Origin of the sequence: Chitinophaga sancti, from assembly GCF_034087045.1 — a bacterium.
Classification (GTDB): Bacteria; Bacteroidota; Bacteroidia; order Chitinophagales; family Chitinophagaceae; genus Chitinophaga; species Chitinophaga sancti_B.
This window is the reverse complement of record NZ_CP139247.1, coordinates 2569819-2592051: the sequence shown is the minus strand read 5'-3', so window position 1 is coordinate 2592051 and position 22233 is coordinate 2569819. Positions and strand designations below refer to the sequence as shown.

12 protein-coding genes are annotated in these 22233 nt (G+C 44.7%); 5 read left to right on the top strand and 7 right to left on the bottom strand.

Going from position 1 to position 22233, the window contains the following annotated elements:
* Positions 1 to 80 precede the first annotated feature (80 nt).
* The 4 genes from SIO70_RS10835 to SIO70_RS10820 all read left to right on the top strand — a co-directional run bounded on the left by SIO70_RS10835 (position 81) and on the right by SIO70_RS10820 (position 10182).
* Complete coding sequence (locus SIO70_RS10835) at positions 81 to 3500, top strand: SusC/RagA family TonB-linked outer membrane protein (RefSeq protein WP_320580884.1); 3420 nt, start codon at positions 81 to 83, stop codon at positions 3498 to 3500.
* A gap of 9 nt (positions 3501 to 3509) precedes the next feature.
* Positions 3510 to 5069, top strand: a complete 1560-nt coding sequence (locus tag SIO70_RS10830) for a RagB/SusD family nutrient uptake outer membrane protein (RefSeq protein WP_320580883.1) — start codon at positions 3510 to 3512, stop codon at positions 5067 to 5069.
* A 398-nt stretch (positions 5070 to 5467) separates the two neighbouring features.
* Positions 5468 to 8587: a SusC/RagA family TonB-linked outer membrane protein gene (locus tag SIO70_RS10825; protein WP_320580882.1), complete on the top strand. Its 3120-nt coding sequence runs from the start codon at positions 5468 to 5470 to the stop codon at positions 8585 to 8587.
* A gap of 11 nt (positions 8588 to 8598) precedes the next feature.
* Positions 8599 to 10182, top strand: coding sequence for a SusD/RagB family nutrient-binding outer membrane lipoprotein (locus SIO70_RS10820; RefSeq protein WP_320580881.1), 1584 nt, complete (start codon positions 8599 to 8601; stop codon positions 10180 to 10182).
* A gap of 85 nt (positions 10183 to 10267) precedes the next feature.
* On the opposite strand, the gene SIO70_RS10815 is transcribed toward SIO70_RS10820, so the two are convergent.
* The 4 genes from SIO70_RS10815 to SIO70_RS10800 all read right to left on the bottom strand — a co-directional run bounded on the left by SIO70_RS10815 (position 10268) and on the right by SIO70_RS10800 (position 18327).
* A complete protein-coding gene (locus tag SIO70_RS10815) occupies positions 10268 to 11875 on the bottom strand; it encodes a SusD/RagB family nutrient-binding outer membrane lipoprotein (protein ID WP_320580880.1) in 1608 nt (535 codons plus the stop codon).
* Positions 11876 to 11887: 12 nt separating this feature from the next.
* Positions 11888 to 15139 (bottom strand): SusC/RagA family TonB-linked outer membrane protein, encoded by a 3252-nt coding sequence (locus tag SIO70_RS10810; RefSeq protein WP_320580879.1) that lies wholly within the window; start codon positions 15137 to 15139, stop codon positions 11888 to 11890.
* Positions 15140 to 15371: 232 nt separating this feature from the next.
* Complete coding sequence (locus SIO70_RS10805; RefSeq protein ID WP_320580878.1) at positions 15372 to 17702, bottom strand: M1 family metallopeptidase; 2331 nt, start codon at positions 17700 to 17702, stop codon at positions 15372 to 15374.
* Between the two features lie 31 nt (positions 17703 to 17733).
* Entirely contained in the window at positions 17734 to 18327 is a 594-nt protein-coding gene (locus SIO70_RS10800) for a HupE/UreJ family protein (protein WP_320580877.1), read from the bottom strand.
* 60 nt (positions 18328 to 18387) lie between these two features.
* On the opposite strand from SIO70_RS10800, the gene SIO70_RS10795 reads away from it, so the two are divergent.
* Positions 18388 to 18873 (top strand): DUF6702 family protein, encoded by a 486-nt coding sequence (locus tag SIO70_RS10795; protein WP_320580876.1) that lies wholly within the window; start codon positions 18388 to 18390, stop codon positions 18871 to 18873.
* Here SIO70_RS10795 and SIO70_RS10790 read toward each other — a convergent pair.
* From SIO70_RS10790 to SIO70_RS10780, 3 genes are read right to left on the bottom strand one after another with little or no spacing between them, the layout of a single operon-like run.
* Complete coding sequence (locus SIO70_RS10790; protein WP_320580875.1) at positions 18870 to 20162, bottom strand: phenylacetate--CoA ligase family protein; 1293 nt, start codon at positions 20160 to 20162, stop codon at positions 18870 to 18872. The genes SIO70_RS10795 and SIO70_RS10790 overlap by 4 nt on opposite strands.
* Positions 20163 to 20174: 12 nt before the next feature.
* Complete coding sequence (gene acpS, locus SIO70_RS10785) at positions 20175 to 20552, bottom strand: holo-ACP synthase (RefSeq protein ID WP_320580874.1); 378 nt, start codon at positions 20550 to 20552, stop codon at positions 20175 to 20177.
* Positions 20549 to 22231: a C45 family peptidase gene (locus SIO70_RS10780; protein ID WP_320580873.1), complete on the bottom strand. Its 1683-nt coding sequence runs from the start codon at positions 22229 to 22231 to the stop codon at positions 20549 to 20551. Before SIO70_RS10780 ends, acpS begins: the two co-directional genes overlap by 4 nt.
* Between the last annotated feature and the right edge of the window lie 2 nt (positions 22232 to 22233).

Below are 22233 nucleotides of genomic sequence, written 5' to 3'. Positions count from 1 at the left end.
GAGCATTCCTGCATGTAGTATTTGGGTAGCCCCATAAATGTTTATTGCTGCTTTACTATGTTAAAATCACCGGGGCTGAAATGAAGGGAAGATCATACTTAATGAAAGTATGTATTGTCGTAATATTCCTGTTAATATCACTATTACCAGGCAGGAAAGCTGTTGCCCAGATCAGCATTTCACTTCATAACAAACCCCTCACGGAAATTATGGGTGCCATTGCCGCCAGGCAACAGATTAGTTTCCACTATGATAAAGCCACCATTGATGTGGATAAACCCGTTTCTTTCAATTGTAACAATCTTACCCTGGCACAGGCACTGGACCAGCTGTCTGCCTTGACTGGTTATCAATTTACACTCAGAGGCGAGAATGTGGTTGTGAGCACTGTACCAGAAAATATACAGCTGCATAACCCCATAGCATTGCAAAAGGAAATCAGTGGCAGAGTGGTGTCTATGCATGGTTCACCACTACCCGGTGTGACAGTCATGATCAGAAACACCACAAGAGGTGTGAAGACAGATGATGCAGGGTATTATGCAATTAATACCGGTTTGAGCGATGTGCTCATCTTCCGCTCTGTAGGTTATATCAACAGAGAAATAATGGTGCCGGTAGCGACTACTAAACTCGATATCACACTTACTGAAAATATAAAAGGGCTGAATGAACTCATCGTGACCGCACTGGGTATTCCAAAAAATAATAAAGAACTCCCCTACTCTACCGGTTTACTCAACAGCGATGATATCTCCACCGTAAAAGATGCCAATGTGATCAATAACCTCTCAGGCAGAATAGCCGGTGTGATGATCAACAGAAGTGCTTCTGGTATCGGCGGCTCTGCAAGAGTGGTATTGAGAGGAAATAAATCTACCCGCGAGAATCAACCCTTGTATATCATTGATGGTGTACCAATGGCGAACTTCACCCCTTCTCAACCTACTGACATCTGGGGTGAATCATCAGGTATCACCGGCAATGGTGGTCGTGATGGCGGTGATGGGATCTCAAACCTGAACCCCGATGATATTGAAAGCATCAGTGTACTAAAAAGTGCTTCTGCGGCAGCTTTGTATGGTAGCCAGGCAGCAAATGGCGTGATCATGATCACGACTAAAAAAGGGCATTCAGGCAAAGGACATATTGAAGTATCTTCTGACCTTACGGCAGAAACACCTTTGCTCCTGCCCGCCCTGCAATATCGCTATGCACAAACTACGCCTCCTTATACTGATGAAAAGCAAGCCGGTTCTGCCGATAGCTGGGGTGCACCTATTCATGCCAAAAACCATGTGAAACCTTTCTTCAGCACAGGACTGACTTCTATGAATGGATTATCTATCAGTGGAGGAATTGAGAAATCACAGTATTACATATCGTATTCTAATACCATGAACAGGGGCATCATGCCCATCAACAGACTACAAAAACATAACTTCAATATCCGCGTCACCAGCAACCTTTTGGAAAATAAACTACATATAGATGCGAACATCTCTTACCTGGTACAATATGCTGTAAACAGGCCCTCAAGTGGTTTATATTTTAACCCGCTTACTGGTTTATACACATTTCCACGAGGACTGGATTTCAACAGTTACAAAGACTACCAGTACTTTGACAATAGCAAAAACATGTATATGCAGAACTGGTGGAATATCAACAATAGCCGGGGTTGGACCGGACAGGATGATCAACAGAACCCCTACTGGATCCAGAAAAGAGATGAACGGGAAGATAACCGCTACAGAGGACTGGCTTCTCTCTCTGCCAGATACCGCTTCAATGACTGGCTCACATTACAGGGCAGAACTAACTTTGATAAGAGCGACGACCAATACGAAATGAAAGCCTATGCAGGCACCCAACAAGTACTCTCTCCACCCAATGGCAGGTATACCCTTGAAAAAGAAAGTAACAAACAGTTCTATGCAGATATGATGCTGACTGCTGCAAGACAGGTATGCCCCTCCTGGAAACTACAAGGCATGCTGGGTGCCAGCATCACCGATATCAGGGCACACGACAGGAGCCTGATCAGCACAAATGCCACAGCGGCAGAAGGATTGATCGTAGCCAATCAATTCTCTGTAAAAAACATTGCACCCAATGCCTTGGATGCACAGCAAAGTGTAGAACGAAAACAACTACAGGCGCTGTTTGGGAGTGCACAGGTACATTTTAAAAACAGTATATTTTTAGACCTCACAGGTCGTAATGACTGGAGCAGCACCTTTGCTTTTACTCCTATCAAAGACAAAGGATACTTTTATTATTCTTCAGGTATCAGTACCATTATCAGTGAACTGGTAAAACTACCTGCTGTCATCAGCTTTGCGAAGGTGCGGCTTTCTTATGCAAAAGCAGGGAATGACATTGCTCCTTATTCCTCCCGGCCTGCAAGGTTTATCCTACAAACCACTGCTGGTGTATCAAGAGTGAATTTCAATACACGTACACCTTATCCTGGTATTTACCTGAAACCGGAGGATAACCGTTCGCTGGAAGCCGGTACGGAAATCAGATTACTAAAAGACAGGATCAGCTTTGACTTTACCTGGTATAAGAACAATAACTATCAACAATACATGGAGGTGCGTGCACCTTCCGGTTCCGGTTATCTCTACTACTACCTGAACCTTGGAAACATCCAGAACAAAGGTGTGGAGGCCACGCTCACCATAGTGCCTGTACAACATAGTAATATTCGCTGGTCTACGACCATCAATTGTACAGTAAACTGTAACAGGGTGAAACAGCTAAGCAGCAATACCATTCCCGGTGCTGGTCCTGACAACTACTATATTCTCACTGACTTCAATACCAACATGTATGGCTCCTTTATTAAAGAAGGTGGCAACTGGGGTGATATCTATACCAACAAAGAACTGTATAAAAACGAGAAAGGCCAGTATGTGATAGATGAACAGGGCAACCTCGTGACGAGAAATGTATTCAAAAAAGTAGGCAACCCCAATCCACGCCTGATCACCGGTTGGAGTAATACCCTCGAATACAGGCATTTTACACTCAGCTGTCTCATAGACGGCCGCTTAGGTGGCGAAGTTATGAGTGTGACCAGCTCTGTGCTGGACAATTACGGAGTAAGTGAGCGTAGTGCCAAAGCCAGAGATAACGGTGGTGTAGCGCTGAATGCGGTGTATGAAAATGGAGTGCCTCTCACCGTACCATACGATGCCCGTAAGTTCTTCTCCACCATAGGGGGCAGAGCCGGCATCGGAGAAATGTATATGTATGATGCTACCAATATAAGATTGCGAGAACTGTCATTGACTTATGAAGTACCAGTCAAAAACAAATACGTCAACCGCCTGCAAATAGGATTATTGGGAAGGAACCTGTTCTTCTTTAAACTGAAAGCCCCCTTTGATCCGGAAGTGGCAATGAGCAGTGGAAATGGATTGCAGGGCATTGATGTATTTGGAGTATCGGCTACAAGAAGTATTGGCATACATGTGAAGGCTGCATTTTAAAACGATTCTATGCGTAACATGATTCTGGTGTGTATGGTGGTTTTGCTGCTTACTGCCTGCACAAGCAAATTTGAAGAGATCAATACGAACCCTTATGACCTGTATGACGATGAGCTGAAAGGAGATTTTAAGCTGCTGGGCGATCCGCTTACCCAATCCATGCTGAATATATTATCCAGCAGTGATGTAAGTGTGGCACAATTACAGCAGAACCTGATGGGTGATGTTTTCTCAGGATACATGATGACACCTAATCCCTTTCAGGACAACAGGAATAATATGACATATGACCTGCTGGATAGCTGGAATGACGATGCATGGCTCACTGCTTATGGCAGTGTAATGCCTAACTGCAAATTTGTGATGGACAATGCACGGGGGAAGTATATAGACTTCTATGCATGGGCACAGCTATTGAAAGTGATAGCCATGCACCGCATCAGTGATATCTATGGACCGGTGATCTATACACATTATGCTATGATCAATGACGATCATAGTATTGATTACGATTCTCAGCAGGATGCTTATACCGCCTTCTTTCACGATTTAGATTCTGCCATTACAACGCTCTCCAATTTTGCAGATAGTACAGGTACAAGGCGGTTTGCCGACTTCGATCTGTCATATAAAGGGGATTATAAGAAGTGGGTGAAACTCGCAAATACATTGCGCTTGCGGCTGGCGATCCGTATTTCCAAAGTAGATCCTGTCAAGGCACAGCAAGAAGGTGAAGCAGCCCTCTCTCATCCTTATGGATTGATCAGTACAGTGGCAGATAATTTCAATATTGATATCAGTCCGGCTACGCACCCGGTGAATGTGATTTGTAATTCCTGGAATGATATCAGGATGGGCGCGCCAATGGAATCTATATTGACAGGGTATCATGATCCCCGGTTGCCGTTCTATTTCAATTCTACCGAAGCAAAAGATTCTGTTTATCATGGCATCAGGAACGGGATTGCCATTCCCGGTAAAGACGTGTATATAGGCTTTTCAAAGCTGGCATTGCTGCCATCGCATATTCAGTTATTAACAGCAGCAGAAGCTTATTTTTTAAAAGCAGAAGCCGCCTTGTATGGATGGAAAGGTGCTGGTGGTGTACAGGACAATTATGAACTGGGCGTGTATATGTCTTTCCAGCAATATGGAATTACAGCAGCTTATAATAATTATATTCACAATAGTACTTACGTACCTAAGGCTTATGTCGATCCTCAAAATGCATTGAATAATATTGACTCCCCTTTAAGTAAAATTACCATTCAGTGGGACCCCAATGCAACGATGGCCTGTAAGCTGGAAAGGATCATTACACAGAAATGGATCGCCATGTTTCCAGATGGACAGGAGGCGTGGTCTGAGTTTCGGCGTACGGGGTATCCGAAGCTATTTCCCATTGTGGTAAATAATAGTAGTGGAAAGATACCGACGGAAACGTTTATAAGAAGGATACCTTTTATACAATTTGAATATACTACGAATCAGGCGGGCGTGAACAGAGCGGTAGCAACATTGAAGGGAGCAGATAATGGGGGAACAAGATTATGGTGGGATCTGCCATAAATTTACTTTACTAAAAAAACGACCGCAGCCAGATCAAAATATTTTTTTCTCCCACGATGGTACTATTTTAATTTCCACACGACACCTCATTATGCACCTGAAAAAAATCCTGTAGACACTAAGGGGGAATCAGGGCAGCACGTATTGAACATGTTAGTAAAACATCGCAATGGTATAGGTGAAATGCGCAGTTAACGGCGCATTGTATCACATTATTTTATTTCTGCTACACGGGCCCATAGCTGAAAAGATTATGTCATACTGCTTATCAACCAAAATCTAAAATCGACAATCAAAATTCACTAACAGTTACGTTGGAATTGCCTGGATGTAATACATCCACTGGCATTCCTATGGGAAACAACATCCATTTAGGTCAATTTTTAAAGGCAGTATCTATGAAACGTACACTACGTTTGACAAAAGCATGCAGTGCCGCAGGCATTGTGCTGGGCCTCATGCTCGCAACCGGCATACAGACCGCCGTTGCAGCTCCTTCTCTTTTAACTTATGCTGCAAGGCAACAAAGAGACATTACGGGTATTGTGCGTGACGTTCAGGGCAATCCTTTGCCTGGTGTGACCGTAACGCTCAAAAATAGTAACAAGGGTACTAAAACAGATGTCAGCGGCACTTACCGCATTGCCGCAGGGGCAGGCGATGTACTGGTATTTTCTTACGTTGGCTTTACCCCTAAGGAAATCACTGTAGGCGCTGAATCTACCGTCAGCATTGTTCTGGAAGAAACTGTAAAAGGCCTTAATGAACTGGTAGTAACTGCACTTGGTATACGAAGAGAAGCCCGTAGTCAGGGTTATGCCGTATCCAAAGTACAAGGTGCAGATATGACCAAAGCCCGCGAAATCAGCGTGGCCAATGCACTGGAAGGGCGCGTAGCCGGTGTAAACAGCACCCCTCCTTCCACAGGTCCGGGTGGCTCATCACGCGTAACCATCAGGGGTAACTCCTCTTTGAGTGGCAACAACCAGCCGCTCTATGTAATAGATGGTATCCCCATGAACAATGCGAACCTTGGTTCTGCTACCATGTGGGGTGGCGCTGACCTTGGCGATGGTATATCCAGCATCAACCCTGATGACATCGAAGATATGACCATCCTGAAAGGCGCTGCTGCTTCTGCCCTCTATGGCCAGCGTGGTGTAAATGGTGTGATCCTCATCACTACCAAATCAGGTAAAGCCGGTCAGCTGGCAGTAGAACTGAACAGCAATATCACGGTGGATAAAGTGAACGACTTCCTCGACTTTCAGGATGTATACGGACAGGGTATTCAGGGGGCACATCCTACTGATAAACAGTCTGCCCTGAACAGTGGTCTTTCCAGCTGGGGTACCAAACTGGATGGCTCTGCGGTGACCCTCTTCGACGGACAGACACACCCCTACTCCAAACAAGGTAACCACTTAAAAGATTTCTATAAAACAGGGAATACGCTCAGCAACACCATTTCTGTGGCTGGTGGTAATGATAAAACCACTTATCGTGTAGCCCTCGGAGACCTGCGTAGCAACGGTATCTATCCGAATACACAGTACATCCGCGACAACGTGAACCTGGACCTCAATTACAAAATGTCTGACAAATGGAGTGGACAAACCAACATTACATACGCCAAGGAAGTGACCAACAATCGCTCTAACCTGAGTGATGCACCCGGCAATGGTAACTATGCCATCGCCTTCCTGCCAGCGAATGTGAAAGCGTCTTACCTGGCACCGGGCTATGATGCACAGGGCAACGAAACCGTGTTTAGCAGTGACCTGTTCAGCACCAATCCTTACTTTGCCGCCTACCGCTTTATCAACAATACAAAGAAGGACCGCGTGATTGGTATGACCAGTTTACGCTATGCGCCTACTTCCTGGTTGTACATACAGGGTCGTGTGGCAAATGACTTCTTCAGTTTCAATGCCACCTCTATTACGCCGACTGGTACTGCTTACCGCCCTAAGGGTAGCTTAGACCTGGAGCGTAACAGACAGTTCAACGAAATGAACGCAGACGTGCTGATTGGGGTGAATAAAAACATCACCCGCAACCTGAGCATGAACCTCAATGCCGGTGCGAACCTCCTGCAAAAGAATGATAAGGTGAACGATGTGACGGCGTCTAACTTCGCTTTCCCATTCGTGTACAATCCATCTACTGCAGGTACGAAGAACAGTACTATCATTGAATACAAAAAAGAAGTACATTCTGTGTATGGTGCGTTGGAACTGGCCTACAGCAACTTCCTCTACCTGAACCTGACAGATCGTAATGACTGGAGCAGTACCCTGCCAGCGGCAAATAACTCCTACAATTATCCATCTGCTACTATCTCTTATGTTTTTTCTGAAAATGTAAAAGCAAACTGGCTCAACTTCGGTAAACTCCGTGCTGGTTTTGCACAGGTAGGTGGTGATGCGGATGAATATAAAACTGCATTGTACTACAGCACGCTGGGTAGCACCGTCAACGGTGCTCCAATCGGGGACATTGACAACAAGATTCCTAACAAGGCACTGAAACCACTGAAAGTAAAAGAACTGGAAGTGGGTGCTGAATTCAAGTTGTTCAACAACCGTGTGTTTGCTGACTTCAGTTATTATAACAAGAAAGCCACGAACGATATCGTGACTGCTACCGTATCATTAGGGTCTGGTTATTCCAGCGCTCTCGTGAATGTGGGTGAATTGCAGAACCAGGGTATTGAGTTAATGATCGGTGGTACGCCTATAAAATCCGGTGCATTGACATGGACCACGACATTCAACTTTGCCCATAACCAAAACAAGGTGATCCAGCTGGCACCGGGTCAGAATGAAATGGTGGTAGAAAACGGGGAATCCCGCACAGAAGCTGCTTTCATAGAACATGTGGTAGGTAAACCATATGCACAGATCATGGTGTACGATTATAAGAAAGATGCAAAAGGCAACCTGGTAGTGAATGCTTCCGGCCTGCCACAACGTACAGATGCACTGGTGAGTGCTGGTACAGGTGTAGCGCCTTTCAGCGGAGGATGGAGCAATGATCTGGCTTATAAACAATTCCATCTTTCTTTCCTCATCGACTTTAAATCAGGTGGTCATATTTACTCAGGTACAAATGCGAACGCGTACGGATATGGGCTGCAGAAAGAAACATTGCCAGGTCGTGAGACAGGGGTTACTGTAACAGGTGTAGATGATTCCGGTGCACCCGTAACTACCAACATCACTGCACAGACTTATTATAGCCAGCTGGCAACGATCTCTGCCCTGCATGTATATAAGACGGACTTCATCAAGTTCCGTTCTGTAAGTCTTACGTACGACTTCAGCACCAGCACCCTGCACAACAAACTGCATGGTGTGAGTGTATCGCTGGTAGGACGCAACCTGTTCTACTTCAAGAAGTCTACACCTAACATTGACCCCGAATCCAACTATAGCAATAGTAATGCGCAGGGTCTTGAATATGCCGGTCTGCCTACAAGCAAATCCTTTGGCGTTAACCTGAATGTTAAATTCTAAAACCAGCTGCAATGAACGCTCTATATAAAAAGATAATTGCTTTTTCTTTTTCTGCTATCATGCTGTTGCCAGCTTGTACCAAGAACTTTGAAAGCATTAATACAGATAAGAATAAATCCAGTGAGAACACGGGTGTACCTGAGTACAACTTTACCCGTGCATTGCTGGAATATACTGGTAACAGTGATTACAGTTATGATACCTGGCGTGTGAACATCATCTATTGTGCGATGATGATGCAACAGTTGTCAAACGTATCCTGGTATGCAGGTGATAAGTATATGCAGAATGATGCATGGTCCAATGCCTTGTTTGATAAGGCATACACCGACCAGGTGAAATACATCACAGATGTGATCCGCCTCACGAAGAATGATACATACTATAGCAACCAGTATAACATGGCGCGCATTGCCAGGGTACTGATCTTCCAGCGCCTGACCGACGTGTATGGAGATATTCCATATTCTGAAGCGGGTGAAGGATATAGTGATCAGAACTATGCACCTAAGTATGATGCGCAGCAGGACATCTATACGAATATGGTGACAGAACTGGACGAAGCGGCCAAAGCTTTGGATGCCACGAAAGCCATCCCGGGACAGGGCGACCTTATTTACAATAAAGGAGGTAGTTCCACGGCAACAGTAGTGGTAAAGAACTGGCAAAAACTGGCTTATTCACTCATGCTGAGAATAGGGATGCGTCTTACAAAAGCAGATGTAGCCACTGCACAACAGGTAGTAGAAAAAGCTTATGCCGGTGGTGTGATTGCTGACAATAGTGAGAATGCCTATATCCTGCACGATGCAGCAGGTGGTAGAACCACTGTGAACAGAAACAGTAACATCCTCTCTGGTGAGTGGAATGCAATCGGCAATGCAGGTGAAGCAAGTTTAGGTACAACTTTCATTGATTTTCTGCGCAATACCAATGATCCCCGTCTTGCATACATCGGTACCGTTCCTGCTACAGGTAGCACGGCAGCGGCAGATCAGCTGGGTATGCCGAATGGATTTGATACAAACGGCGCATCAAGTGCTACAGATATTACGAAGGCGCCGAATTATCCCGGTGATCTGAAAAAGTATTCAGTACTGAATAAGAACGTATTTCTGAAGCTGGATGGACCTACTTTTTTAATTACTTATGCACAGGTAGAACTGCTGTTGGCAGAAGCTGCCAAAAGAGGCTGGAATGTGGGAGCAAATGCCGCGACACATTATGCCAATGGGGTGAGCGCTGCAATGGGTCAGCTGGCGCAGTACGATGCGTCAGCGGCCATCAGCAGTACGACTATTCAAACTTACCTGACAGCACATCCTTATAATGATGCTGATGGTTACAACCAAATTAATACGCAGTATTGGGCTGCAAGCCTGCTGGATTGGTATGAAGTGTGGGCGAACTGGAGGAGGAGTGGATATCCGGAATTAACACCGGTAAATTATGTGGGAAATGCGACTGGTGGACAGATTCCAAGGAGGATGTTGTATCCTGCATCAGAGGCGGCTAGCAATGCAACGAATTATCAGGAGGCGATTTCAAGACAGGGTAGTAATTCGTTGATGACGAAAGTGTGGTGGGATAAGTGATGAACTAACTTATGTATAGCCATCTATACCGCTATAAAAAGCAGCAATAACAAGCCGGACCTGTTCAGGTCCGGCTTTTGTTTATTTACTTGAGTAACCACATTGATCCGTTAATATCATCACTGCTCAATCCCTGGTTGCTCAGCGCTGCTTTCCAGTTAGCTGCATTCAGGTTCTGTTCCGAACTTGGATACCCCCATCTCTTTGGAATCACTCCATTATTCCCGATACCAGTTCCTTCATCAAAAACAGGTACTCCTGTTCTGCGATAATTAAAATAAGCCTCCCAGCCGGAATTCTGGAACATGGCAATGTACTTCTGTGTCAGGATCTGTTTCAACCCTTCATCAGCACCTGCATACTTCACGGAAGATTGGGCTAAATAGGTACTTAAATCGAACGTAAAGGCATAAGAGGTATAATCACCCAGTGAGCTACCAAACTTCAGGAAATAAGCTGTATAACTGGTCTGTGAAGCGGTAATACCATAGAATTTCATAGACTCTGTAATACCTGTATTATACCAGGTCTCGGCATCACCACTGATCCAGCCTCTGTTGATCGCCTCTGCAATGTTGAAACACATTTCTTTGTAACCTACCAATACATCCGGCTCACCAGTGTAAGTTTCATAATAATGCTTACGATTGATCAGGGAAAGGTTACCAGCAATGGCATCAGAATACATGTTCGCAATGGATTCACCTGTGCTCGCGCCTACAAATGAACGATAATCCACCGCGCTGTAACCTTTTGTAGCAATGATATTCCATGCCGGCTCGCAGGTGATGAACACACGTGCATCGTTCAGATCAGTAAGGTTATGCACATATGTATTCGCCATGTTGTACCGCTGTGCATCGGATCCAAAGTTATTAGGACTCTGTGGATAAACATTATAGGTTTCTACATAAGTGAATTTGAAATCATCATCTACAGAGGTGAAGATCGGATAAGTTGAAGGATTATTGATGATAGTGGCAAACTGAGATACCACATTCAGTTCATTGTCAGACGTCTTATTACTCAGACTAATCAATACACGGAGCTTGAAGGAATTAACCAGCTTGCGCCATTTGGTCAGATCACCTGCATAATAGATATCCTGTGTAGAACCGTTGATGGTATTATCACCAGCATTGATCAGTGTAGTCAGGTGGTTATTCACAGTATCCAGTGTATTCAGTACAAAGGTGAATACATCTTTCTGTGAAGCATAAGCCGGGGTAAGGTTAGCTGTACCCTGCACTGCACCATCCAAAGGAATATCACCCATCATGGAGGTCATGTTGTAATAGTAGTATGCACGTACAAATTTACCAATCGACTCATAAGGATTGATAGAATCTGCACCACGGGTGGCGGCTTCTTTCTCCATCTGTACTACGTTTTTCAGTACGATGTAGCTATCAAAGCTACCACTTGACCAACCATACTGGTTATCACCATAATATTCATAGTTACGGCAAAAGTACTGGTTCCAGCGATGTACGGCGCCCCATGATCCATAGCCTTCCAGTGAACCATCATCCTGCGTACCCGACATATCAGTCAGTACAGCCCCCAGCAGTAACTCTGCTGTGACACTACCCGGCTCATTCGGATTGGCCTGTAGTTCTTCGATTTTTTTGTTACAAGCTGTCATGATCAGACAACTCAATGCGATGATTAATATATGCTGATATCTTCTCATTGTGTTCGGGTATTAAAAAGTGATATTCAGGTTCACACCATAACTGCGGGTAGTAGGCGTCTGCAGGCCAGAACCACTATCCTGTGTGTACTGGTCTACGTCCATATCCTTGTAGCGGTTAGGGAAGAAATACAACAGGTTGCGACCTACCAAAGAAACTGATGCCTGCTGGAACAGACGGCCACCCATCAGGGTTGAAGGCAGACGATAAGTGAGGGTCACCTCTCTCAGTTTAGCATATGTTTTCTTGATATTGTTCAGGTCATGAATAGAAGCCATCCTGGTTACATACTGCTGTACAGATGTCTTTGTCGCATTTTTAGATACAGTCAGTTCTTCTTCGTTAGTGATCTTACCTGTGATCGGATCCAATGAAATGGTTCCACCCGTCAGGTTTACACCTTCACCCACATAGGAGAAACCAGCAGACCCAAGTGCGTCGTCAGGGCGTGCTTCCCCAAATTTACCCTGTGTGCTTTCGATATGACGACCTCCCTGCAGGGATTTCTGACGTACGTAGTCGTGTACCACACCACCTACCATACCATCGAATCTGAAGCGGAAAGAGAAGTTCCTGTAACTGAAAGTATTGGTGATACCCCACTGCCAGTCAGGATCTGAGTGACCATACACTTTCTTGGCGTTTACACCCAGGTCAGTATAACGCAGCAGCAAACCAGATGACTGGTCGATGACTAACTGGCCACCAGAAGTTCGAACGAATGCATTGTCATACACCAGGTCAGTACGGGTACCGCTATGTACCCAGTTGTCACCACTTGGGTTATCAATCCATTTGCGTACGAATTTGAACCAGTTTACATTCACATCCCAGTTCAGACCAGTCTTGTTGCGGATAGGAGAACCACCCAGTGTTACTTCCCAACCGTCGTTCTGTGTCTTACCCTGGTTCTTGATTAACTGTGAATAACCTGTTGATTCAGAAACATCCGCTGTATAAATCAGGTCGTCTCTGTAACGGTAACGGGTTACATCCAGGCTCAGTCTGTTTTCGAGGAAACGTACATCCAGGCCTCCTTCGTAAGCTTTTCTTTCAGCAGTTCTGATATTGTTACCCACCAGGGTATTGGTATAGGAAGCGCTGTTTTGATTGCTATAGTAAGGCTGCAGGGTGTAAGTCTGTGAGAAATCGTATCCTGGACCATCGTATGGAGAATAGTAAGTATATCCATAACCACCACCTGCCAGGTTAGATACATTTGGCGCAAAATAGGTATCAGTACCACCCGACTTACTGCTGGCAAATGAACCACGTACTTTCAGGAAAGAAATACCTTTTGGCAACTTCACATAATCAGAGATCACAGTAGCCAGGTTGAACGAAGGATAGAAATAAGTATTGTTTTCAGCCGGTAGTGTGGAAGACTTATCGAAACGGCCGGTAATGTTGGCAGTCACATAAGATTTGTAACCCAGATCCAGTGAATAATAACCACTCAGCACCAACATTTCAGCATTATAAGAAGCTGCCTGTACAGAGTTAAGTGAGTTAGAAAATGAATATACACCAGGTACATTCAGATAGTTGGTAGTAGTATACTCTGAATTGAAACGGAAGGTTCTGGCATTACCACCAAACATGCCCTGTACATCGAGGAAACCAAGGATAGCGTTTCTATGGTACTTAGCCTGAAACTCTACGTTCGATTCGAAAAGAGAACGGTTATCCACACGGTAGTCACCTTTATGCTCAGGTCTGTCGTATACTGTAGCAGAATAAGGCAGTTTCTCTGTATTGGTAAAGTTGTAAGTAGTTATGCTAGGACGTAAAGTCAGATCAATGTTGTTATTAACATTATAGTTCAACGCTGCATAACCATTTACGTTATTTACGTAATGACCTCTCAGCCACTCGTAACTCATGAACCATGGGTTATTATAACGATAATATTCAGCGTATTTCTGCTGAACACCTACTTTACCTGGCTGCCAATAATCACGCATATCGTCTACGCTCCAATCCGCACCACCCCACAGGATCATATTGTAGATGATACTGTTAGGACCATAGTTTACATCCGGAATGTTCGGCGTAGACTGGCGGCTGTAGTTGATATAGGTCTGAATGGAGAAACGCTTTGTAAATTTATACCCAATGCTGGCAGAAGCATTGAAGTTGTTCAGTTGTGTATTGGGTACGATGCCTTTCTGGTAACTGTTACCCATAGAGAAACGCAGGTCAGCTTTGTCGGTAGAAGAGCTGAGTGCCACGCTGGTGCTGTTCAGGATACCTGTTTGCAAAAAGCGTTTCAGGTTATCCTTACCACGCGCCGTCCAGGCAGTTGGTTTGATATGACCCTGAAAAGATGTACCATCTTCGAAGTTGGTAGTATAAGTAGTGTTTGCATCATATTCACCATCGTACTGTGGCAGCATACGACCATCCAGCTTAGGGCCCCATATGTCGTAGTCATAGTCGTTTACACCCCCACCCTTGCCATCGCCAAATGCATATTTACCATATTCACCTGCACCATATTCATCCTGGTATTTAGGGAGCGCAATGAAACCACCATTCCACTGTGTACTGTTGTTTACATCAATGGTATAGCCGCGTTTATTTTTAGTACCTTTTTTAGTGTTGATTATGATCACACCATTCTTACCTCTGAAGCCGTATAATGCCGCAGCACTAGGTCCTTTCAGCACAGTGAAACTTTCGATATCATCCGGGTTGATGTTGTAAGTATCAGAGCTTAATGGTACACCATCTACCACATACATTGGGCTACCATCACCACGCATAATTACGCCGGGTGAGTGACCAATTTCAGGTGTAATATTTATAGAGAGACCCGCTACATTTCCTTTCAGTGAATTGAGTACACTGGGTTCGCGGGCCTGTGTCAGATCATTGGCTTTTACGTCCTGGATAGCATATCCAAGCCGCTTTACTTCTTTTTTTACCCCGGTAGCGGTTACCACTACTTCATTGAGGTCTTTAGTGCTGGCGTCAACTGTGATCGTGATGTCCTCACCATTTATAGTAAATTCAGATGGAGTGATACCAAGACCAGAGATAGCTAATATATCTCCCTTCTGTGCCCGGATAGCAAAGCTCCCATCTACGTTGGATACTGTTCCGTTTTTTGTGCCTTTTACAATGATCGTCGCACTGGGAATGGGCGTCTGGTCTGATTTAGCCAATACATGGCCATTTATTAGTTTTTGCGCAAGGGTGGAAAAAGGTAACAATAGCATTACCATTAACATCCATGCGAATGCATTACATCTTTTTGGCATAACTGTTTTTTAGTTGATGTGAATTACTACTATAAAGCGATTTAATTGATTTAGATAATTTATGATGGCTATCTACTACAATCCCTGTGATGATGGGTACAAAGATCTAAAAGGAGTTTTAACAATTTGTTTAGTATACCTTAACTAATTGTTAAGTATTTATAAATGGGGATAAACAAAAAAAGCGCTTTTACCGGGTGGCAAAAGCGCTTTTTATTATAAGTTATAACTACTATTTACGAGCCTCCTGCATTGGGTTACCTCCTGTGGAAGTACCTCTTACTGCATGCTCGCTGCGGAACAACTCAAACCTTGTTGGTGTCAATGCCTTTGGCCAGCTGTTATTTGCTTCATCTATGTCACCTGTCTCTCGCTGTGGATCCAGTTTAATAGATACGACTTCTTTATCTTTCGCAAATACCTTGGTCACATGGTTTTCATCATGACGCCAGATGTAGGCCGAAATACGCTCTGTTTCCTTCGTACCATCTGCATATGTCCATTCTATGATCAGTGGCATTACCAGCCCACCTACATTCGTGAATGATACCTGGTAGAAGTTCTTTTTGCTATCGTACAGTCTCTTCTCTTCAGGGCTCAGGGCTGCATAGTAATTACCATACGCCTTTTTATCTTCTTCACTTACATCAAAACGATTCCATTTATAATAGAAATCCTGTAATGCAGTATCCTGTTCTGCTACGAATTTCATGCCCTCTGCTTTGTTGCGTGCGCGGGAAATATGGTCTGCGTTACGATCATATTTTGCTTTCGCTTCTGCTTTTGCTACCTGTGGCTCTTTTGTATCCAAACGGAACATCTTCACACTATCAATAGAGATATCCACCGGCTCAATACCATAGAACCATCCCCTCCAAAACCAATCCAGGTCTACTGCAGAAGCATCTTCCATCGTACGGAAAAAGTCGGCAGGTGTAGGATGCCTGAATGCCCAGCGACGTGCATATTCACGGAAAGCAAAGTCAAACAGTTCACGCCCCATCACGGTTTCACGCAGTATATTCAGTGCTGTACTAGGTTTAGCATAGGCGTTCGGACCAAACTGCTCAATGTTTTCAGAGTTGGTCATAATAGGTTCCAGCTGATCCTTCGGCATGCGCATATAATCTGCAATCTTGTAGGCAGGTCCACGGTTGGAAGGGAAATTGTTATCCCACTCCTGCTCGGCCAGGAACTGGCAGAAAGTATTTAGCCCTTCATCCATCCATGTCCATTGTCTTTCGTCAGAGTTTACGATCATAGGGAAGAAGTTGTGGCCTACTTCGTGGGTGATCACACCTATCATACCATTCTTCACTGCTTCAGAATAGGTACCGTCTTTTTCAGTACGGCCATAGTTAAAGCAGATCATCGGGTATTCCATACCATTGGCAGCTTCTACTGAAATCGCTACTGGGTAAGGGTATGGAATCGTATGTTTAGAATATACCCTCAGGGTATTTGCAACTACCTTCGTCGAATAGCGTTTCCACAGCGGGTAAGCTTCAGGACCATAATAAGACATGGCCATTACTTTCCTGCCTTCTACATTTGTGGCCATTGCATCCCATACCAGGCGGCGGGAAGATACCAGTGCAAAGTCACGCACGTTTTCTGCGTTATATACCCATGTTTTACGTGCGGTGGAATGGCTGCCCATATTACTTTTCATCTCATCAGGCGTCACGATTTCCAGCGGCTCTTTTGCACTCTGTGCCTGTTGCCAGCGCTGGTACTGTGCACCTGTCAGCACCTCTTTGTAATTCTGACATTCGCCGGTAGCACCTACGATGTGGTCAGCAGGTACATTCATGCTTACATGGAAATTGCCAAAAGTAAGTGCGAACTCACCACGACCGGTGAACTGATGGTTCTGCCAACCCTGGAAGTCAGAATATACAGCCAGGCGGGGATACCATTGAGTGATTGTGTAGAGGTAGTTTTTATCTTCAGGGAAGTACTCATAGCCGCCACGACCACCTTCGATCATACGATCAGAAATGTTGTACCACCATTCAACCTTGAACCGGAACTTCTGGCCCGGTTGCAGGGTTTGTGGCAGATCCATACGCAACATGGTCTGGTTAATGGTATACGGAATCTCTTTCCCGCTTTCGTCGGTGATCTTTACGATGTTGGTACCGAAACCAGGGCGTGGGCCAAGGATCTGCTTTACATCCTTCATCGTCATTCTGCTCTTAATGGCGCTACCGTCAAAGCTGTTGTTATCGCTTTTTGGATTGTGCTCATTTTCATCCAGTTGCAACCAGATGTACGTCAGCGGATCGGGAGAGTTGTTGTAGTAGGTTACGGTCTCCTTCCCTGTCAGCTTTTGCTTCTCATCGTCCAGGGTAGCGGAGATATCGTAATCGGCTCTTTGTTGCCAATACTTAGGACCTGGTGCACCGGATGCAGAACGGTATTCGTTAGGCGTCTGGAGAATGGTTCCTAATTGCTCAAACTTATTACCATGGTTAGAGCCGGTAGGTGGTAAAGATTGTGCGCTGGCACCGGCAGTGATACAACAGGCCGCCAGAGCCAATTTGATTGCTTTTTTTCTCATAAGTAATCTGCTGACAGTTGGTTGTCCCTGTCTATTTTGTTATAAATTCTTTACATCTTTCAATGGTTATCAGAACGGCTACACCAAAGATGGCTGCAGAGAGGTAAATATTCCAGTCTCTGCGTTTTACCCCTGTAACATTTACAATAATACCGGCCAGTAATAATACGCCTGCTACGACCATCATCTGCCCTACTTCCAGCCCCAGATTGAAAGCCAGCAAGGGTGTAAGGATGTTTTCCTGTGTGCCGATCAGACTCTTCAGGTAGGCAGAGAAGGCCATACCATGAACAAGACCGAAAAACAATGCGAACAGATAGTTCAGTTGGACTCTTTGTGGCGACAGCTCTTTTTTAAACATATTAAAAAGAGCAGTAATCCATATAGTAATTGGTATGAGCAGTTCTATCAGACTGCTTTGGATATATACGACGTTTGCAACACTTAAAACCAGTGTGATGGCGTGACCAATTGTAAAAGCTGTGACAAGAACAAGCACTTTTCTCCAGTCCTGCAGCATATAAATAGCGGACAACGCCATGATAAACAGGATGTGATCGTAGCCATCCCAGGCAATGATATGCTGCCACCCCATTTGAAAATACATCCCGAATTCGGTGCTCACAATTTCCTATTTTTGGTAATTATACAAGGATACTGCTAATATTTAAAATTTTTTAGGCAAGTGGGTTTAATATTATATAAATGGTTATTGGGGGCTTTTTTCGCGTTTCACCCATTCTATGTGAGTGTCACTGAAATCGAGCATGTAAAGGCTAAAAACGAGGTCCAGGTCAGCTGCCGGATCTTTGCCGACGACCTGGAAAATGTACTGAAAAAGGAATCAAAACTCCCGCTGGACATCATCCACCCAACCAATAAGGCACAAATAGATAGCCTCATCGCCGGCTATATCAATAAACATTTATATATCAATGTGGATGGAAAAGCCGTAAAGCTTACCTATCTCGGTTATAAAATTGAAGAAGAAGCGGCCTGGTGCTTTTTGGTGGCACAGAACATCACTCCTTTTAAACAGGTGAATGTCAAAGACGATATCCTTTATAGCGAGCATCCCAACCAGATCAACATGATCCATGTGATCCGGGATGGTGTAAGAAAAAGCAATAAACTGGATAATCCGAAAGCCGCTGTATCTGTGAGCTTTTAACCACGGTTATCCACAAACTTCACGGGTTTGCGTAGCCCTTCAGGCATCAGCATCTTCATGATCTCCGTTTGCCCTACATATCTGATCTGAGGTATTACCCGCAGTTTGGCTTGTAGGTAAGAACGGATCTTTCTGTCTATATCTTCTGATTCCTGTATTGGCCACAGGTGCAGTAAGATCTCGTCTGTGCCTATTTCGTTGGAGAATACTTCTACTACAAACTCTCTCACTTCTTCCATATCATTCAGCAAATCAAACAGCGCAGGTGGATACAACGTTGTACCCTTGTACTTGATCATCTGTTTACGACGCCCTATCACAGGTGATAAACGCTTCGTCTGGCGACCACAGGAACATGGTTCTTCAAAGTAACGGCAAATGTCTCCTGTTTTGTAGCGCAGCAATGGCATCCCTTCTACACCCAGTGTAGTAATCGTCACTTCGCCATCCTGGCCAGGGCCTACAGGTTGATTATTTTCATCCAGCAGTTCTACATATAGCAACTCAGGATGATGGTGCCCTCCATGACCTGCATTACACTCCGTAAATGCCGTCTGCATTTCTGTACTGGCATAGGTAGAATAAAGCTTGATATCCCATTGCTCTGTAATCCTCTTGCCCAATACATTGTAAGTGAAATCCGCATTACGGATATTTTCCCCTATACACACCGCCTTTTTTACTGAAGACGAGTTAATATCGATATTATGTTCTTTTGCAAATGCAATCAGCTTCACAATAAATGAAGGTACCGCTACTATTGTGGTAGGCTGTATCCGCTGTATATTTTCCCATTGCAGAGAAGGTACACCCGGCCCCACACGCAATACACCGGCCCCCAGCTTACGGATACCATTGTAATATGCCATCCCCGCCATAAACTGCCTGTCCAGCGTAAGCATCAGCTGAAAGATATCATTCTCAGTACCATCTGCACAGCAAAAAGAAATGTATTCATTATACGCCAGCCGATCCTGGTCTTTCTGTGTCAAAGCAATGATCACAGGTCTGCCCAGGGTACCGGAGGTAGTGGTATATTCAGCAATCTTGCTTTTATCCACGCACAGAAAATCCCAGTTCTGTTCTTGCAGGTGCTCTTTCGTGACAGGTGGAATCCGCCAGAGGTCATCCAGCGATTTTACGTCGGAAGGCTGTATGCCATGTTCGGCAAACCAATTCCGGTAAAAAGGTGAAAATTCCCGCAGGTAACCCAGCAGGTGAAGGACTTCTTTTTCCTGAAATGCCCTGATGGAAGTAGCGGGCTGCAATTCAATATTGGGTATGTACATGGTATCAGGTTGTCAGACTTCAATGATCACAGTCGCCACCGCAGTGGTATTAATATGTGACAAAGAAACCAAAATCTGTTTGATCTGTAGCTGTTCGTAGTGGAAGCGTGCATTACCTATCAGCTGTAGCAATGGCTTGCCGGTAGCATCATTGGTAATCTCTATTTCATTGAAATGTACACCGCCATGCATGTAACCTGTACCCAGTGCTTTCAACAGGGCTTCCTTGGCTGCAAACCGGGCGGCATAATGCTCTTCGCTATGTACCTGCTGCTCGCAATAGGCGATCTCGTGAGGGGTGAACACAAGTTCCTTAAAACCAATCCCCCTGGCTATTTTGGCGCCTATGCGTGCCACGTCCACGATATCTGTTCCTATGCCGTAGATCATGATTTTTTATTACACAATTCTATTTGTTTCCGGATATGGATCTCTTCTGATTTGTTCGCGATCACCTTGGTGAGCGCTCTTTCATAAAATACTTTTGCTCTTTGAAGGTCACCATGCTTGAATGCATAATCACCTGCCACTACATAAGCATGGTAAAATTCAGGATCCAGCGCTGGTATCATACCAGGATCCAGGTCCACTCCTGCCTGTGCAGCAACTTTTAAAGAACGATATACTTTAAAATTAGTAAAGGCTTTTGTTTGCATGAATGGATCAGGTGCTATCATGCGGCTACTATCGTACACCTCATGATCCGTTTGTAAACCATGCATGCTAAAGATGGAATCCAGGTTGTAGCATACATACTCACCCAGCTGCCAGGGTGCTGTAGATACCCATACCAGCTTCTTCTTTGGTTCAAATACAACGGAATGATGTGCAATGAACTGGTTGATCGCTTTCTCATTACCTACACCAATATCTTTACCATGCAGGCCAAAACGGTCACGCAGGATATCGACAGTGTTTTGAACTGTATTCGGACCTTTCTCTTTCAGCAGTTCGGTCAGGCGCTCAAAGCGGTAACCGGAAGCTGTTTCATCTCTCTGCCTGATATTTTCAGGCGTCGCTTTAAAGTTCTCCCCCTGAAAGTGATTGGTGCAGGTGATGAAGTTCTTTTTAGGATCATACAGCTCCATGCTGTCTGGTGTCTTTTCAATGATGGCGGCACGGTTGTCAAATGCTGAACCAATCAGGAAAGACTCAGATACGAACATGGTATGCTTCTTTGCGATGGCATATGCTTCGTCGATGTTCTTTGCATACTGCAGGATCTCGCGCGCTACCAGCGATACAGGCGTTGCTGAACCGGTAGGAATTTTACTCTTATCTGCATTGATGGTCACGGTCAAACCTGCCTGGTTCATACCCGAAGCACAACCGGTGAAACCAGCCCAGGTCACAATCATAAAATTGAACCCCTTGTCAGGATGATAGAAGGCAATCACTTTGTCTTCTGCAAACTTATCGCCTACATAGAAGTCAAAGTTACGGCCTATGATCAGGCTACTATCAGCAGAAGCGTCATTCCAGGTAGCGAAGCTGGTACAACCCACCAGTGCCATATTCTGCAATGCGTGACCAATGTCGTGTGCAGCGTGGTAGTTGAGCAGGCGCTCATAGTTAGTACCAATGAAATCGTATTTGTCAGACGCAGAGAAAGAGATACCGTATATTTCTTCCTTGTTCTCTTCTTCAATATTATTAGCCAGATTGCGGTTGAAGAAACCTACAAAGTAGCGGAGAAACTTGAGGTACGACTGGGAAGGGATCATCTTCTTTATCTGATCCGTGAAGTTGTCTTCCTGTCTTTTCACCAGTTCTGCAGAGAGCTTGCCATAGATCACACCTCTGTCAAAAGGCTTTCCTTCTACATACATTTCATACAGACCACTGTTGCTCTTACGGAACCAGTTGTTGCCAATGGTATACGCCGTTGAATCCAGTGATTTACGTTCCAGTTTCAGTGCACGCTTGTCAGCAATATCCGGTGGATTGATATGACCTACGCTCACCACATAAATAATCAGCGCTATCAGCAGCAATAAAAAGCTACCAAAAATAAATAACAGCGCTCTCCCCAATTTGCGCCATCCGCTCCGTTTTTTCCCCTTGTTCATAT

Bases quoted from the DNA above. Each gene is read 5' to 3' on its own strand.
- SIO70_RS10835 (WP_320580884.1), top strand. From the start codon at position 81: ATGAAGGGAAGATCATACTTAATGAAAGTATGTATTGTCGTAATATTC.
- SIO70_RS10810 (WP_320580879.1), bottom strand. From the start codon at position 15,139: ATGCCAAAAAGATGTAATGCATTCGCATGGATGTTAATGGTAATGCTA.
- acpS (WP_320580874.1), bottom strand. From the start codon at position 20,552: ATGATCTACGGCATAGGAACAGATATCGTGGACGTGGCACGCATAGGC.
- SIO70_RS10820 (WP_320580881.1), top strand. From the start codon at position 8,599: ATGAACGCTCTATATAAAAAGATAATTGCTTTTTCTTTTTCTGCTATC.
- SIO70_RS10780 (WP_320580873.1), bottom strand. From the start codon at position 22,231: ATGAACAAGGGGAAAAAACGGAGCGGATGGCGCAAATTGGGGAGAGCG.
- SIO70_RS10790 (WP_320580875.1), bottom strand. From the start codon at position 20,162: ATGTACATACCCAATATTGAATTGCAGCCCGCTACTTCCATCAGGGCA.
- SIO70_RS10815 (WP_320580880.1), bottom strand. From the start codon at position 11,875: ATGAGAAGATATCAGCATATATTAATCATCGCATTGAGTTGTCTGATC.
- SIO70_RS10825 (WP_320580882.1), top strand. From the start codon at position 5,468: ATGAAACGTACACTACGTTTGACAAAAGCATGCAGTGCCGCAGGCATT.
- SIO70_RS10830 (WP_320580883.1), top strand. From the start codon at position 3,510: ATGCGTAACATGATTCTGGTGTGTATGGTGGTTTTGCTGCTTACTGCC.
- SIO70_RS10805 (WP_320580878.1), bottom strand. From the start codon at position 17,702: ATGAGAAAAAAAGCAATCAAATTGGCTCTGGCGGCCTGTTGTATCACT.